Origin of the sequence: Jannaschia seohaensis, from assembly GCF_900116765.1 — a bacterium.
Classification (GTDB): domain Bacteria; phylum Pseudomonadota; class Alphaproteobacteria; order Rhodobacterales; family Rhodobacteraceae; genus Jannaschia; species Jannaschia seohaensis.
In genome coordinates, this window is sequence record NZ_UETC01000008.1 from 117,953 (window position 1) to 131,654 (window position 13,702).

The following is a 13,702-nucleotide window of genomic DNA, read 5'->3' on the forward strand; positions in this document are numbered from 1 at the left end:
TCCGACGTCGCGAAAGTGGCCCTAAGGGCGGCAGAACCGGGGGCAACAACGCCCTAATCCGGTTCCCCAGCCCCCGTGTCCGCTCGTCTCCGCCACCTCCTGCGCCCTGCCGCCTCGGCCCTCCGGCCGACCGGTCGGGATGCGGCCGTTCCGGGGGGGCGGCGATGAGCGGGCGGGACTGGCGGGCCTTCGATGCCGAATTGCGCGCGCGGGTGCCGGAGCTCGCGGTGGAGCTTCTGGGCAAGCCGACCTTCCGCGCTGGCCAGGAATGGCGCTGGGGCCGCAAGGGCAGCCTCTCGGTCGTCGTCGGCGGCGCGCGGGCGGGGATGTGGTTCGACCACGAGGAAGGCCGGGGCGGCTGGTTCTCCGACCTTGTCGGCCGCGACCTTGGCATGGCCCGGGAGGACGCGACCGACTGGATTGCCGACCGGATTGGCATGGGCGCTCGTCACCGCCCGGTGCGCCAGCGCCCGGCACGACGGACCAAGCCGGCGAACGATGCGGGTGAGCCGCATTCGGCACCGGTCACGGCAAACCCAGAAACCAGTCCTGACGACCATGCCGCGCCTGCGCCAACCCGGACGGATGACGCCGCCGCGCGTGCCACCCGGATCTGGGCCGCCGCGCGTCCTGCCCCGGAGGACCATCCCTATCTGGTCGCCAAGCAGACAGCGCCGCTCGCCCTGCGCATGGACGCGAGGCACCGCCTGGTCGTGCCGCTGCAGGACATCGACGGCCGGATCCACAGTCTCGAGACGATCGCGCCCGACGGGGCAAAGCGCTACCTCGCCGGTGGGGCCAAGAAGGGTCACTTCGCGTTGGTGGGCTTCGACCCCGCGCCACTCGCGGAGCCCGCAGGCCCCGTCCTGATCTGCGAGGGTTGGGCGACCGGCGCGAGCCTGCACATCGCCACGGGCCATACCGTGATCGCGGCGATGGACGCGGGCAACCTGATGCCGGTGGCCGAGGCGCTGCGGGCGCGCTTTCCGGCGGCCGACCTCGTCCTCGTCGCCGACAACGACGCGAAGCCCGACCGCGACAGCAATCCCGGCGTCGAGGCCGCCCGCAAGGTCGCGCTCGCGGTCGACGGCCGTCTGGCGGTGCCGGAGAGCCCCGGCGACGCCAACGATCTGTTCTGCGCCGAGGGGCCGGAGGCCGTTGCCGCGCTCGTCGCCGGTGCGGCCCGGATCCCGCCGCCACCGCCAACCTATCCCGCGCCGACCCTCTCGCCCGACGAGGCCCGCGCGAGCCTGGCCGACGCCATCGCCCGCTTCATGGCCGCGATCCCGGACTACTGGGCCGCCGTCGAGGCGGCGCAGGAGGAGGCCAAAAGTACAGACGCCAATCGCGATCCGCTGGACTTCAACATCGTGGCGCGGGCGGCGCTGCCGCCGCTGCTCGGCCTGCCGGTCGATGTGGGTCTCGGCAAGACCTCGAGCGCGCGGGCTGCCATCGCCGAGTTGATCGGCTCGGGCGGGCTCGGCAACCGCAAGGTCGTCTATGCCGTCCCGCGCCACGATCTTGGCGCTGAACAGGTCACGGCCTTCGAGGCGTTGGGTCTGAGTGCCATGCTCTGGAAGGGCCGCACCGCGCCCGATCCTACCGACGACAATCCCGACCGGCTCATGTGTCTCGACACGGAGGCCACCTTCGACGCGCTGGAGATCGAGCACCCGGTCGAACAGAGCTGCTGCAAGGTGAAGAACGGGGCGGAGCTGCTTCTCTGCCCCTGGTTCCACGACTGCGGCTACCAGCGCCAGAAGCCGCTGGCGCAGGCGGCGCAGGTCATCGTCTGCGCCCATGACAGCCTCTTCCACATGAAGCCGCAGGCCATCGGCGAGGTTGGGCTCCTCGTCATCGACGAGGCCTTCTGGCAGTCCGGGCTGCGCGGTCTCGACGGCAAGGCGACGCTGACACAGGATGGGCTGGAGCCCGGCCGCACATCGCTCACCTGCTACACCGGCAAGGGGAAGATGGATGTCAGCGCCACGGCCGACCTGATCGCGGCCCGCGAGCGGCTGTGCAAGGCGCTGCGGGTCACGGAGCCGGGTCCGCTGCGCCTCGGGCTGCTGGAGGCCGTCGGCCTCACCCCGGAGGACTGCCGCCATGCCGCGACGCTCGAGCGCCGCCGGATGCGCGACGCGGGCCTCCGTCCCGGCATGTCGCCGGTGGAGCGGCGCAAGCGCATCGAGGCTGTCCTGCCGCCAGCAGGCGAGCCATGGGCGCCGCCAGGTCGTTGCGCCACGCTCTGGCTGATCCTCGCCGAGGCGCTGGAGAACGGCCACGACGCCGCCGGCGCCGAGCTCGTGCACGACATGACCGAGGCCGGTTCGGTCCGCGCCCTCCGCCTGCGCTGGCGCAGCCAGATGCGGACCGGCTGGGCGGCGCAGGCGCCGATCCTGCATCTCGACGCGACGCTGCGGCCGGAACTCGTCCAGACCTACCTGCCGCGGATCGACATCGGCACGCCTGTCGCCGCGCGCCAGCCACATGTCCGCGTCCGCCAGGTGACCGGCAGCCCGACCTCGGCCCGCGCCATGACGCCCTCGGCCGCCGATGCGCCCGAGCGGGACCGCAAGGCTGCCGCGATCCGGCTGCGCGACCTCCGCGCCTGGATCGACCTCCGGGCCCGGCAATGCCATCGCCCCGGCCAGGCCATCGATCTCCTGGTGGTGGGCCAGAAGGCCGCCGTCGATGCGCTCAGGTCGGCCGGGCTGCCGCCCCGGGTCGAGGCGGTGCATTTCAACGCCCTGAGCGGGCTCGACCGCTGGGGCGGGATCGGCGGCATGGTGGTCCTCGGCCGCACGCTGCCCGCGCCCCGCACGGTCGAACTGATCGCCACGGCGCTGACCGGCCGCGTGCCAGCGCCGAACCCGGAGGACGCGGGCTGGTGGTATCCGATGGTCGAACGCCGTGTCCGGCTCGCGGACGACCGGACCGCGCCGCTGGCGATGGAGGAACACGCCGATCCGATCGCCGAGGCCGTGCGCTGGTGCATCTGCGAGGGCGAGCTCATCCAGGCGATGGGCCGCGGGCGCGGGGTCAACCGCAGCGCCGCCACGCCGCTCGAGATCGACCTGCTCACGGACGTGGTCCTGCCGGTGACTGTCGATGCGCTGCTGCCGTGGGCCGACCTCCGCCCGACCCGGCGCGACCTGATGGCGCTGACCGGCATCGTGCTCGAGAACGCCGCCGACATGGCCGCCTGCTTTCCAGAGCTCTGGCCGACCCGCGAGGCCGCGAAGAAGGACGGCCAGAGGAAGGGGACAAATGACTATTATAGAGACCTCTATAATAGCAGAATGTCCCCATCCTCCCCGGAGGTGACCTATCGCCCGGAGGGGGCCGGCCATCGTCTCCGGTCCGCCCGCGTCGATCTCTCCCGCATCCCCGATCCGGAAGCCTGGCTCACCAACCGCCTCGGGCCGCTCGCCAGCTTCGAGATGCGGCACGTCGCAGGCGCCGACGCCAGCGTGCCGGATCCCGCCGACGTCGCGCGGCTCGACGCTCTCGCATCCCGCCTGACCGCCAGCATGCAGGCCGTGCTCGCCGCGCGCCGTGCTGCGCTCGACGCGCTGTCCGCCCAGCTGGACGCCGCGAAACCCGACGCTCCATGGCCATCCGTTCACCCCGAACCCACAGAGGAGATAGACGCATGATGTTCGACAGGATGCGTGTCTATGACGCCGGCCGCTTCCACGACACGGAACTGCCCGACTGGTATCGCGAGGCCCAAAGCCTCAGCCAGACGGAGCGCATCGATTGGCATTGTGCCCTCGAGCGTGTGCTCGATTGCGAATACACGCTGCTGACGGAGGACTGCACGGCCAGCACCGGCCTCGAAATCCGCTTCTGGCCGAGCGAGATGAACGGCATCCTCGTTCTGATCGAGGACCCCCTCGGGCTCGTCGAGCAGGTCGTCATCCTGAACCCGGCCGACTGGCTTCCATTCCTCTCGAGATACCTCGCACCCCTGATCGCAACCTCGACGCAGAGCGCCGTGCTGCAGATGCAGGGCAAGATCGCCAACACCCTGATCGCCTGGGCGCGCCACGGCGAAGGCAGCCATGTCGATCGCGAGACTGGCCTCAGCCGGATCGACCTCGACAACGACCGGGATCGTCGCCGGGCCGAACAGGTCCGTCAGGCCATGGCGAAAGGCGGCAAGGGGCCCGGCGCATGAGCGGGATGCGGTTCATGCCGAAAGGCTACGGCGGCGAGCGGCGCGATCCGGACCGCGTGAAGCGCGACGGCTGGCGCGATCAGGGTGTACTGGCCGTCTCTGTCGACGACGAGCGCCTCAGCTGGCCCGAGAAGGAACTGGTCCGGCAGCTCGGGGATAGGCTCTATGGCCCTCGGCCTGGAGAGCCCAACGCCCCCGACCCGTGACCGGCTTCCCGGTGGACCCCGGAATCCGCGCCGGGGTCCATCTAGGGTCCATGGCCTGCCCGGGGAGTTTCTGGTTCCTTTCCGGGCACTTACGTATACGGGAGGGCGCAGCGCGCAATATCGCCAGCGACAGGGCCGATTTTTTGGGAAGCCACCCCGGAATCCGGAGTCCGGCAGAGGATGAAAAAGACCAACAAACGCTGGCCATTGGGCCGGATGCCCCGGAGACCGCTGGACTCCGCTTGGAATCCAGCGCGGCATGCGGCGTCCGGAATCCGGCCAGCCTCCAACACAATATCGGAAACCACACGCCCATGACGCTGCGGGAAGACTGCAAGCTCGCGAGCGGATCGAGAAAGTGCGCACGATGCAGTCGCGCGGCGTGTCGCTGATCGAGGCCATGATCAGTCTCGCGATTGGCCACGCGCTCGCGGTGGTCGCCGCAGATCATCGTGTTCCCATGGTTCGGATTGCACCCAAGCCATGGCCAAAATCTGCCGCTGGGCGGGATCTTCACCGTGATCTCCCTGATCGGGGGGCTACGCCCTGCGCAGGCTGTTCGAGGCCATCGGCGCGCGTTGAGGTGAAACAGCTTTGCATCACACTGCGGACGGTTGCATGCGCGCTGCTCTGCTGGGTTGAGAACGCGCTCCGCATGGTCTATCCCGACGGTCGGGCGGCGACAGAGTGCGCAGCCCGGAAAACGGAGACTGGATGTCAGAGCTTGTGTGATAGGGCTCTCTGAGTTTCAGAGAGCCACGTGAAACCGCAGCAGCCAGGCGCATTTGCGCGGGGCCTTTTTTCACGTCTATCACAAGAGACTTCCATGAAAATCTCAAGAAACGAACAACGTGCGCTGCACGTTCTGGCCCTTGGTGGCCGTATCCTGCACGAGCGGGAGAGCGGTCCCAAGATCACCTCCGTCATCTGCGTCACGCGCGAAGGGATGATCCTGTCCGACCTGGACATGACCATCTTCAACAAGCTCAAGCGCAAGCGGCTGATCGAATCCCGGTGCGGCAGCCCCTATCACATCTCGAAACGCGGACGCCTTTCCGTCCGGGCACAACCCGACAATCAGGGAGCATGATGATGTTGATCCGTGATGAAATCGACAGGGATGCCTCCGCGATCCGTAGCGTTGTGACCGAAGCCATGAAGCTGCTGCCGCAATCCAGCGGAGCGGAGGCCGACATTGTCGACAGGCTGAGGGCAGACAATGCCCTGAGCCTGTCGCTCGTGGCCGAGGACGGGGGCGAGGTCGTCGGCTATCTGGCCGCCTCGGATGCCCAGATCGGGGACGTGACCGGCTGGGGCCTGATCGGTCCCGTCGCCGTCCTGCCATCGCGACACGGCGAAGGGATCGGCAGCGCCCTCATCGCTGAAGCGATCCTGCGGTTGCGCGCAGGTTACAAGGAGGCGGCCCTTGTCGGCGATCCCGGCTACTATGGGCGGTTCGGGTTCACGGCCTTTCCGGGCCTGCGGTTGGGTGACGTCCCGGCCCGGTTCGTGCAGGCCCTGCCGTTCGATGGCAGCGAACCTCAAGGCGAGCTGATCCACCATCCCGCATTCGGCCTCGAGCAAAAGGCCTGACGAAAGCCCGGGCCGCACATCGACGGTGCGGCCCGGGCAATCCCGCTTGCAGACTGCTGTCCGCTTCAGGTGCCTTTCGACGGTCACCCGATCCGATGAACTGTTCCCCGACCTTCCTCCGCCGCAGACGTGATCTGGAGCCCCAGCTTTTTCTTAAGCGCCCCTGAAATCATTCCCCTCGCGGTGTGCGGTTGCCACGACGTCGCCTCGACAATCTCGGTGATGGACGCCCCCTCGGGCCGCTGCAGCAGCGCGATGATCTGCGCCTGCTTGGTGCCGGCGCGAATGGTGACGGGCTTTGGCTGGTCGGTGTCCTCTGTTGCCGGCGCGCTGCTCTGCGCTTCCGTCGCGCCCGCAAGCGCGGGGTTCGCGTCTTCGGGCTCGATCCCGATGGCGGCGAGTCCTGCGTCGGTGGCGACCAGCGTGACGCCGTGGCCGTCGCCGGTCTCGCGCCAGATCGCTTGGCCGTTGCGCATGTCGGCGTCGACCTCTTCGAGGAAGCCCTTGGCGAGCATCGCGCCGACCACCTTGGCGGCAGCGCCCCCGCGCAGGCTCTCGGGCAGCGGCAGGGCGATGCGGTCCTCGCGCTGTGCGGCAGAGCTGAGGATGATGGCTTGGGTATCGGAAAGCTTGGTCATGGGTTCGTCTCCGTATTCGGGCCCGCGTCATGCGGCGCCTTCTACGACCCCGAGCCGCGCAGGGCGCGCGGCGGGAGTTCCGGCGGTGCCAGAGATCAGCGGGCGTGTTCGCCCTCGCCGAAGGCGCTGTCGGTGATGCGCTTCAGCAGGCTGGCGTAGTGTTCGAGGGTGCCGACCATGGCCCAGCCCACCTCGTCGGGGTGGCAGTTGAAATGGTCGTCGCTGAGCGCCTGCAGACGGGCGAGCATCTCGTCGATCTCGGCCTTCTTGCCAATGAAGGCGGCGAGTGCCGCTTCCTTGTTCCGCCGGGCCTTCTCGGCGCGGAGTTCGTGGCGCGGGGTGGTGATCGGGTTCAGGCGGGTCGTCATCGTGGTGGCTCCGTAGTGAGTTGCATCGCTTCGTTGGAGTGACGTTCGCTCCGCTGGCGAGGCGTATCAACTCGATAAGCACATGAAACTGAATGATAATCGGAGCCGTCTATGCAGGGCATGAGCGAGCGATCCTGCGCCGAGCGCGCCGGTCCCTCGCACGGGGGATGGTTCTTCGCGCGCAGACCTTGTGATGCGATGTGGGGAATAAGTGTGTGGATCAGTCGCTTCTGCTGATTGGGGCCCGACTGCTTGATCAGCCCGCGCGCCGGCTGCCGCGTATATCCTCGAGCGCTGCATAGAATGCGGGCAGCACCAACAGGATCAGAACCGTTGCCGCCAGGAGCCCGAAGACGACCGAGATCACCAGCGGCTTGAGGGTCTGGGCTTGGGTTGAGGTCTCCAGTAGCAGCGGTGCCATCCCCATGATGGTGGTCGAGACCGAGACGAAGATCGGGCGGAAACGCGACCGTACGGCCTCACCGGCGGCAATGGCAGCGGAAAGCCCTTCGGCGCGCTGGGCGTTGATGACGCCGACCAGCAGGATCGCGTTGTTCACCACGATGCCCGCGAGGGACGCTGCCCCAACGAGCGACGGCATCGATATGTTGTAGCCCATCAACACATGACCCCAGATCATACCCAGAAACGCCAGCGGGATGGTGATCATCACGATCAGCGGTTCGACATAGCTGCGGAACTGGAAGCTGAGGACGAGGTAAATGCCCACGAGCCCGATCAGGAAGCCGCGCAGGATCGAGGCGACGGTTTCCGCCGAATTCGCGGCCTGCCCGCCGATCTCGAAGGTGAGGCCCGGGGTGCTGGCCACCAGAGCGGGCAAGAAACTCTCAGCCAGCCGTGCGGTGATTGCGTCGGCATTGCCGATGCGACCGTCCACATCGGCTGCGACAGTCAGCGTGCGCAAACCGTTGCGCCGCGTGATGCTGCCCCAGCCGCGCGCCTCGATCACTTCCGCGATGCTGGAGAGCGGCACGGTGCCGCCATCAGGCAGGGCGATCTCGAAGACGTTCAGGTCAGCGCGGGTGGCACGGTCACCATCGGCCAGCCGCACCTCAAGATCCCAGGCCAGATCGCCACGCCGGATTTCGGAAAGCTGCGTTCCAAGGAAGGCAGCCCGGAGCTGGCCTGCCACATCCGTGGCGGTCAGTCCCAAGGCCTCGGCGCCCGGCGAGAGGCTCAGTCGCAACTCGGGCGCACCCGGACGCAGGTCGAGGATCGCGTTGCGCACACCGGCGTAGGTTTCCAACTCTGCCAGCGTGGCGCGGCCCGCTGCCTCCAGCGTGGCGAGGTCGGGGTGGGTCAGGCGCAGTTCCACGGCGATGCCCTGCGGCCCGATGCCCGGTTCGGTCAGGATCAGCGAGGCGACGCCCGGCAGTGGCCCGATTTCTTCGCGCCAGAGGGTAACGATCTCGTCCAGCGTGCTGGTGCGTGTCTCGGCGCCCATCAGATCCACGGCGACGGTGGCGACATGGGCGCCGGTTTCGCCCGCCGAGAGGTTGCGGCCCATTCGCGTGATACGGCGGATGACAAGCGGTTGTGCCTCGGGCTGTTCCGGCGTCATGCGGGCATTCACGCGGTCCAGCGCCGCCTCGACCTGGGCGACGGCTTGGCCCGTGCGCGCCAGCGGGGTGCCTGCGGGCAGCATCAGCCGCGCCTCCAGCACGTCGCCGTCGATCTCAGGCATCGCCTCGCGCTTGACCACACCGCCGCCCAGGGCACCTACGGTCAGGATCAAGGCCCCGATGGCCAGCCCCGCGACCAACCACCGCCAGCGGATAGCAGCGTCGGCCAGACGGCCAATGCCGCGCTCGCGCAGGGCATCGAAGCCTGCATCGAAGCGGACCCGGAAGCGCGATGGGGTGGTTTTTTTCATCCCACCCTTCAGGTGATGGGGCAGGATCAGGAAGGCCTCGATCAGCGACGCGGCGAGCGCTGCCAGCAGCACGACCGGCAGAACCTCCAGCACCGCGCCCAACTCGCCCGCTAGAAAGGCCAGGGGCAGGAACACGGCCAGCGTAGTCAGGAAGGACGAAATCACGCCAGGCGCAACTGCGGCAACGCCTGCCGCCACGTTTTCCACCGTCGCACCCTTGGCAGCATGCACAGCGATGGAATCCGCGATCACGATGGAGTCGTCCATCACGATCCCGATCGCCATCAACAGTGCCACCAGCGTCATCATGTTCAGGCTGAGCCCGGTCAGTGCCATCCAGACAAAGGCCCCGGCGAAGGCCACGGGCAGGCCCATCGCGGCCCAGATCGCGAACCCGGGCCGGAAAAACAGGCTCATGACTGCGACCACCAGAACAAGGCCGATCACGCCGTTCTGCACCAGCATCACCAGCCGGTCGCGGATGATCGATGTCACGTCCTGCACCACCTCGACCGTGATCGTGTCGGGCAGGCGTGCGGTTTCTTCGGCCACCAGCGATGCAACGCCGTCAAGCACCCGGAGCGCGTCGGCATCCAGCGCCTTGGACACGTCGAGCACGATCGCGGGGGTGCCATCGACAAAGGCGCGGTCCTGTGGCGGCTCGAAGCGTTCCTCGATCGCCGCCACGTCGCCCAGCGTCAGGGTCGCGCCGTTCGGCAGCACCAGCACGGGGATCGTGGCAAGCGCGGTGGCCGTGTCGCGCTCGGCGGTGAAGCGCAGGGTCAGGTCCGCGCCAGGCCCCTCGAGCGTGCCTGCAGGCAGGTCGATGTTCTGCGCGGCGAGGGCGGCGGCGAGGGCGGCGGGGGTAAGCCCGTGGCTGTCGAGCACGGCGCGCGTGGCGGTGATGGAGAGCGTCCGGGTGCCGAGGCCGCCGCGCGTCACACCCGCGACGCCCGGCAGGGCGGTCAGTCGGTCCGACAGCGCGTCGGCGTAGCGGTCCAGCTCGCCCAGTGGCAGGTCGCCCGAGACGGCGACCGAGGTCACGGGATCGGAGCGGTGCAATTCGCGCACTACGGCAGGATCGGCCCGGTCGGGGAAAGTGTCGATGGCCGAAACCTCGGTCCGCAGCGAATTGACGAAGCGCAGCGCGTCATTGCCGGGCGCCATGGTCGCCACGGCACGCGCGCGTCCGGTCTGGGCGGTGCAAGCGAAGGTTTCCAGCCCCTCGACACCTTGCACCGCGTCCCAGAGCGGCGCGCAGATCGCGGCCTCCACATCCTCGGCGGCAGCACCGCGATATGGCACGGTGATCTCTGCCTCGACGGCGCGGAAATCGGGGAATGTTTCGCGCAACAGGCCCGGCGCGGCAAAGGCACCGGCGGCGAGAAACAGGAGCAGCAGGAGGTTGCCCGCCGTCGGGTGGCCGGTGAACCAGCGGATCATTGCGCGGCCTCGACAGGCGTCAGGGCCATGCCGGGGATGGCCGGCGCAATGTCGTCGATCACCACGCGGTCGCCGGGGGACAAGCCGTCTGTAATGACAACGCGGCCCTCTTGCGCGAAGGCGGCGGTGACGGGGCGCAATTCCAGCAGGTCATCGGGGCCAAGGATACGCACCATGCCGCCATGCAAGGCCGCCTCGGGGATCGCGATGAGGCCTGACATGGAAGCACCCGAAAAGGCGATCTGCACCTGTGTGTTGGGCACCAGTGGCAGACGTCGGGGCGGGGCCGCGCCCTCATAGGGATCATCAACAATGACTACGACCGGTATAGTGCGTGCGCGGGCATCCAGCGCGCCCTCGATACGGTCCACACGGGCAGTCCAGATCTGCGTCGGGTCCGACAACGGGCTGAGCGTCACCTCGATCAGCGCGGACGGGCCATCGCGCATCATGTCGGCGAGGGTCATGTCCTCTATCGCAACTCCGATCAGGCGTCGAAAGCTGTCGATCGGCAGATGCGCCACGACCTCGGCCGCCGCGATCCCGTCGCCGCGGATCACGACCTGGCCTGGGGCTATGGTCTGGAAGCGCTCTGCGCTGACCTCGGTCACGCGCAAAGCGAATGGGGTGATCAGCATGGTGCGGTCAAGCGAGCGGCGCGCGCGGTCGATGGCGGCTTGTGTCCGCGCGGTCTGGGCGGTGATCCGCGCCTCGCGGGATGGGATCAGGGCGAGGGAGTTCTCCAGTTCCGCGACCGTGCGGCGGGCCAGAAGAGTGGCGCGCTCGGCCTCGTCGGCGCGCGATTGCGGGACGGTGCCCTGTTGGGCCAAGGTCCGGGTGCGCGTCAGATCGGCCTCGGCCAGCGCCAGCCGGGCGCGTTCCAGTTCGAGGATGCGGCCCGTGTTGGCCGCTTCGGCGCTCAGTTGCGCGCTCTCGGCCTCCAGCGCCGCCAGATCGGCCCGCGATTGCGCCAAGGTTAGTTCATAATCAGCGGGGTCGATCCGCAGCACTTCGGTGCCCTCGGGGATCAAGCGGCCGCGTTCGAGGTCGGGGTGGCGCCAGATCACCTCGCCCTGCACCTCGGCCACGGCGACCCAGGTGTCGGCAGCCCGCAAGTTGCCCCAAGCCGTGGCGGTCGGGCGGATATCCTCCGCCGCGACTGTCATCACCCGGACGGGCAGCGCGGGCGCCCCCCCGTCGATCTGGGCCGGTCCGGGGGCCGAGGCGATCATCCAGACCGCCGCAGCGATGCCGAGCGCGATGGGTGGCAAGGCAAGGTGGGGAGCGAGGCGCATCGGGTTCAGCCCTGTGCCCGGCGCATCCGCGCCAGTGTGCCATCACGCAACACGAACTGATGGTAGAGCGCGCCGACCACATGCAGGGCGACCAATGCCAGCAGGACAATCTTCAACACATTGTGCCCCTGCGCTGCGGCCTCGACCCCGCCGAACCACGCGACGGATCCGCTGAGCGGCATCAGGATCATCAGCGCGTAAAGCCCGACATGGGTGAGCTTCGCGAGAATGCCTTGCACTTTGCTGGCCTCGATCGCCGGGGGCACGCCGCGCCGGGCGCGCAGGGTCAACCGCCATAGCGCGAAGATCATCACCAGCGCGCCGCCCGCCACATGGGCCAGCACGAGCGGGTCGAACCCGGCCTCCAGCCCGTCGGTGATGCGGTCCCAGGCAGCCGACATCGCATCCTTGAAGATATATTGCTGCGCGATCAGCGCGAAGACGAGCCAATGCAGCGCGATCTGCAGGCGGGAATAGCCGGTGGGGGCGGTTGTGGCAGGCATGGCGGGGGTCCTTTCGGTCCGGGCGGGCGACTCGGGATAGAGGTTGCGGTTGTCAACAGTATATGTTAGTGAGTTATAACTAACAAGAGGTGATACATGTCGGGCCGTCAAAGCGCGGAAGAGCGAAAGGCGCAGATCGTGGCCGAGGTTCTGCGACTGGCCGATGAAATCGGACCCGACCGGCTCAGCACCACAGATGTCGCGCGCGCCATAGGCCTCAGTCAGCCTGCGATCTTCCGGCATTTCCCCACCAAGGGCGCGCTCTGGTTGGCGGTGGCTGAGGATATAGCGGACCGGTTGCAGCGTGATTGGGCCGCAGCCGAGGTCGGGTCGAGCGAGCCGCACGCGCGCTTGAAGGCGCTGATCGGTGCGCAACTGACGGCCATATCCGCGACGCCTGCGCTGCCGTCGATCCTCTTCTCGCGCGAGTTGCAGGTGGACAATCAAGGCCTGCGCGACGTGTTCCGGGGGCTTCTGGGCGCGTTTCAGGGCCGCCTTGTTGCCGTGATCGGTGATCTTCAGGCTGCGGGCGACCTGAAACGCGACGTCAGCCCGGAGGATGTCGCCATCCTGCTGACATCGCTGGTACAGGGTGTTGCCATCCGCTGGACGCTTGGCGCGCGGGGCTTTTCGCTCCCGCAAGAGGGGTTGCGATTGTTCGACGTGCAGTTGGCGCTGCTAAACGCTCAGGAGGACGTGTGCGATGAAAAAACAGGATAGACTGCTGCGCATTACGGGTGGAGTTGCGATTGCCTTCGGCCTTTTGACGGTTGTTTCAGGCGGCACCACGCTGCTTGGTGCGCTCGAGATGGGGGCGGTCGTCCTGTTCGTCTTGTGGTTCAACACACTGGCTGGACTTGCCTATGTCGTGGCGGGCCTGAGCCTGTGGCAGGGGCGGCGATGGGCCTATCCTCTGTCTCTCGCGATCTTTGCCGCAACGCTGCTGGTCTTTGTGGCCTTCGGTCTGCATGTCGCCCAGGGTGGAGCCTTCGAGATGCGCACCGTTTACGCCATGGCCCTGCGCAGCGCGGTCTGGGGCGCGATCGCGCTGGTGGCCCGGCAACTGCTGACCCGTCAGGCGCCTTCCGGTCGATAGACGCAATCGGCCAGAGTGCTGCGGTTAAGGTCGTCGATGAAGGCCGCCTCGGCATGGGCCAGCCGCGCCTTCAACCGGCAATGCGGGGTCAGGGTGCAGGCGTTGACCCCGGCGGCAAAGCACTCCACCAGCGCCTGATCGGTCTCGAGGATCGCCACCACATCGCCCAAACGGATGTCCGCAGGCGCGCGAGCCAGCATCGCCCCGCCCCCGCCGCCGCGCCGGGTTTCCAGAAGACCTGCCGCGGCAAGCGCCGAGATCACCTTGGCCAGATGGTTGCGCGAGATCTGGAACTCGGCCGCTAGGTCGGCAGCCGTGAAGGCGCGGTCAGGCGTGCCCGCCATGCGCATCAGCACGCGAAGCCCGTAATCTGTGAAGGACGTGAGGCGCATGGTCGCGCTCCTGATTTGACATTTACAATGCGTATTACTTTGGTCTAATCGGCAAATCAAATACCAATTTGCCCAACTCCGACGACTCACC

14 protein-coding genes are annotated in these 13,702 nt (G+C 67.9%); 8 read left to right on the plus strand and 6 right to left on the minus strand.

All coding sequences use genetic code 11. The features are described 5' to 3' along the window. Positions 1-164: 164 nt before the first annotated feature. From DTQ71_RS15980 to DTQ71_RS16005, 6 genes are all read left to right on the plus strand, one after another. Positions 165-3,659, plus strand: a complete 3,495-nt coding sequence (locus DTQ71_RS15980; RefSeq protein ID WP_109565302.1) for a toprim domain-containing protein — start codon at positions 165-167, stop codon at positions 3,657-3,659. Continuing rightward, positions 3,656-4,183: a hypothetical protein gene (locus tag DTQ71_RS15985; protein WP_109565303.1), complete on the plus strand. Its 528-nt coding sequence runs from the start codon at positions 3,656-3,658 to the stop codon at positions 4,181-4,183. The genes DTQ71_RS15980 and DTQ71_RS15985 overlap by 4 nt, the downstream gene beginning before the upstream one ends. 14 nt (positions 4,184-4,197) lie before the next feature. After that, positions 4,198-4,389 carry a hypothetical protein gene (locus tag DTQ71_RS15990; RefSeq protein WP_407066410.1) on the plus strand — a complete coding sequence of 64 codons (192 nt, stop codon included), beginning with the start codon at positions 4,198-4,200 and terminating at the stop codon, positions 4,387-4,389. Between the two features lie 452 nt (positions 4,390-4,841). Beyond that, complete coding sequence (locus tag DTQ71_RS24950) at positions 4,842-4,976, plus strand: DUF7220 family protein (protein ID WP_425452106.1); 135 nt, start codon at positions 4,842-4,844, stop codon at positions 4,974-4,976. 239 nt (positions 4,977-5,215) lie between these two features. Further along, a complete protein-coding gene (locus DTQ71_RS16000; protein ID WP_109565305.1) occupies positions 5,216-5,479 on the plus strand; it encodes a YjhX family toxin in 264 nt (87 codons plus the stop codon). Next, positions 5,476-5,982, plus strand: coding sequence for a GNAT family N-acetyltransferase (locus DTQ71_RS16005; RefSeq protein WP_245947595.1), 507 nt, complete (start codon positions 5,476-5,478; stop codon positions 5,980-5,982). Before DTQ71_RS16000 ends, DTQ71_RS16005 begins: the two co-directional genes overlap by 4 nt. A gap of 83 nt (positions 5,983-6,065) precedes the next feature. Here the strand turns inward: DTQ71_RS16005 and DTQ71_RS16010 are convergent, their stop codons facing one another. The 5 genes from DTQ71_RS16010 to DTQ71_RS16030 all read right to left on the minus strand — a co-directional run bounded on the left by DTQ71_RS16010 (position 6,066) and on the right by DTQ71_RS16030 (position 12,123). Beyond that, positions 6,066-6,620, minus strand: coding sequence for a DUF3489 domain-containing protein (locus tag DTQ71_RS16010; RefSeq protein WP_109565307.1), 555 nt, complete (start codon positions 6,618-6,620; stop codon positions 6,066-6,068). Positions 6,621-6,715: 95 nt separating this feature from the next. Further along, a complete protein-coding gene (locus tag DTQ71_RS16015) occupies positions 6,716-6,988 on the minus strand; it encodes a hypothetical protein (protein WP_109565308.1) in 273 nt (90 codons plus the stop codon). Between the two features lie 256 nt (positions 6,989-7,244). Further along, entirely contained in the window at positions 7,245-10,325 is a 3,081-nt protein-coding gene (locus DTQ71_RS16020) for an efflux RND transporter permease subunit (RefSeq protein ID WP_109565309.1), read from the minus strand. After that, positions 10,322-11,620, minus strand: a complete 1,299-nt coding sequence (locus DTQ71_RS16025; protein WP_109565310.1) for an efflux RND transporter periplasmic adaptor subunit — start codon at positions 11,618-11,620, stop codon at positions 10,322-10,324. Before DTQ71_RS16025 ends, DTQ71_RS16020 begins: the two co-directional genes overlap by 4 nt. A gap of 5 nt (positions 11,621-11,625) precedes the next feature. Then, positions 11,626-12,123 carry a cytochrome b gene (locus DTQ71_RS16030; RefSeq protein WP_109565311.1) on the minus strand — a complete coding sequence of 166 codons (498 nt, stop codon included), beginning with the start codon at positions 12,121-12,123 and terminating at the stop codon, positions 11,626-11,628. Positions 12,124-12,219: 96 nt separating this feature from the next. Here DTQ71_RS16030 and DTQ71_RS16035 point away from each other — a divergent pair, with 96 nt between their 5' ends. Both DTQ71_RS16035 and DTQ71_RS16040 read left to right on the plus strand, forming a co-directional pair. Beyond that, positions 12,220-12,843 carry a TetR/AcrR family transcriptional regulator gene (locus DTQ71_RS16035; protein WP_109565312.1) on the plus strand — a complete coding sequence of 208 codons (624 nt, stop codon included), beginning with the start codon at positions 12,220-12,222 and terminating at the stop codon, positions 12,841-12,843. Then, positions 12,827-13,219 (plus strand): hypothetical protein, encoded by a 393-nt coding sequence (locus DTQ71_RS16040; protein WP_109565313.1) that lies wholly within the window; start codon positions 12,827-12,829, stop codon positions 13,217-13,219. The genes DTQ71_RS16035 and DTQ71_RS16040 overlap by 17 nt, the downstream gene beginning before the upstream one ends. Here the strand turns inward: DTQ71_RS16040 and DTQ71_RS16045 are convergent. After that, a complete protein-coding gene (locus DTQ71_RS16045) occupies positions 13,198-13,611 on the minus strand; it encodes an RrF2 family transcriptional regulator (protein WP_109565314.1) in 414 nt (137 codons plus the stop codon). The genes DTQ71_RS16040 and DTQ71_RS16045 overlap by 22 nt on opposite strands. Positions 13,612-13,702 lie beyond the last annotated feature (91 nt).

What these genes read in the sequence shown, in the direction of transcription:
- DTQ71_RS16030 (WP_109565311.1), bottom strand. Translation starts at nt 12,123, where the DNA reads ATGCCTGCCACAACCGCCCCCACCGGCTATTCCCGCCTGCAGATCGCG.
- DTQ71_RS15990 (WP_407066410.1), top strand. Translation starts at nt 4,198, where the DNA reads ATGCCGAAAGGCTACGGCGGCGAGCGGCGCGATCCGGACCGCGTGAAG.
- DTQ71_RS15980 (WP_109565302.1), top strand. Translation starts at nt 165, where the DNA reads ATGAGCGGGCGGGACTGGCGGGCCTTCGATGCCGAATTGCGCGCGCGG.
- DTQ71_RS16015 (WP_109565308.1), bottom strand. Translation starts at nt 6,988, where the DNA reads ATGACGACCCGCCTGAACCCGATCACCACCCCGCGCCACGAACTCCGC.
- DTQ71_RS15985 (WP_109565303.1), top strand. Translation starts at nt 3,656, where the DNA reads ATGATGTTCGACAGGATGCGTGTCTATGACGCCGGCCGCTTCCACGAC.
- DTQ71_RS16005 (WP_245947595.1), top strand. Translation starts at nt 5,476, where the DNA reads ATGATGATGTTGATCCGTGATGAAATCGACAGGGATGCCTCCGCGATC.
- DTQ71_RS16040 (WP_109565313.1), top strand. Translation starts at nt 12,827, where the DNA reads ATGAAAAAACAGGATAGACTGCTGCGCATTACGGGTGGAGTTGCGATT.
- DTQ71_RS16000 (WP_109565305.1), top strand. Translation starts at nt 5,216, where the DNA reads ATGAAAATCTCAAGAAACGAACAACGTGCGCTGCACGTTCTGGCCCTT.
- DTQ71_RS16035 (WP_109565312.1), top strand. Translation starts at nt 12,220, where the DNA reads ATGTCGGGCCGTCAAAGCGCGGAAGAGCGAAAGGCGCAGATCGTGGCC.
- DTQ71_RS16010 (WP_109565307.1), bottom strand. Translation starts at nt 6,620, where the DNA reads ATGACCAAGCTTTCCGATACCCAAGCCATCATCCTCAGCTCTGCCGCA.
- DTQ71_RS16025 (WP_109565310.1), bottom strand. Translation starts at nt 11,620, where the DNA reads ATGCGCCTCGCTCCCCACCTTGCCTTGCCACCCATCGCGCTCGGCATC.
- DTQ71_RS16045 (WP_109565314.1), bottom strand. Translation starts at nt 13,611, where the DNA reads ATGCGCCTCACGTCCTTCACAGATTACGGGCTTCGCGTGCTGATGCGC.
- DTQ71_RS16020 (WP_109565309.1), bottom strand. Translation starts at nt 10,325, where the DNA reads ATGATCCGCTGGTTCACCGGCCACCCGACGGCGGGCAACCTCCTGCTG.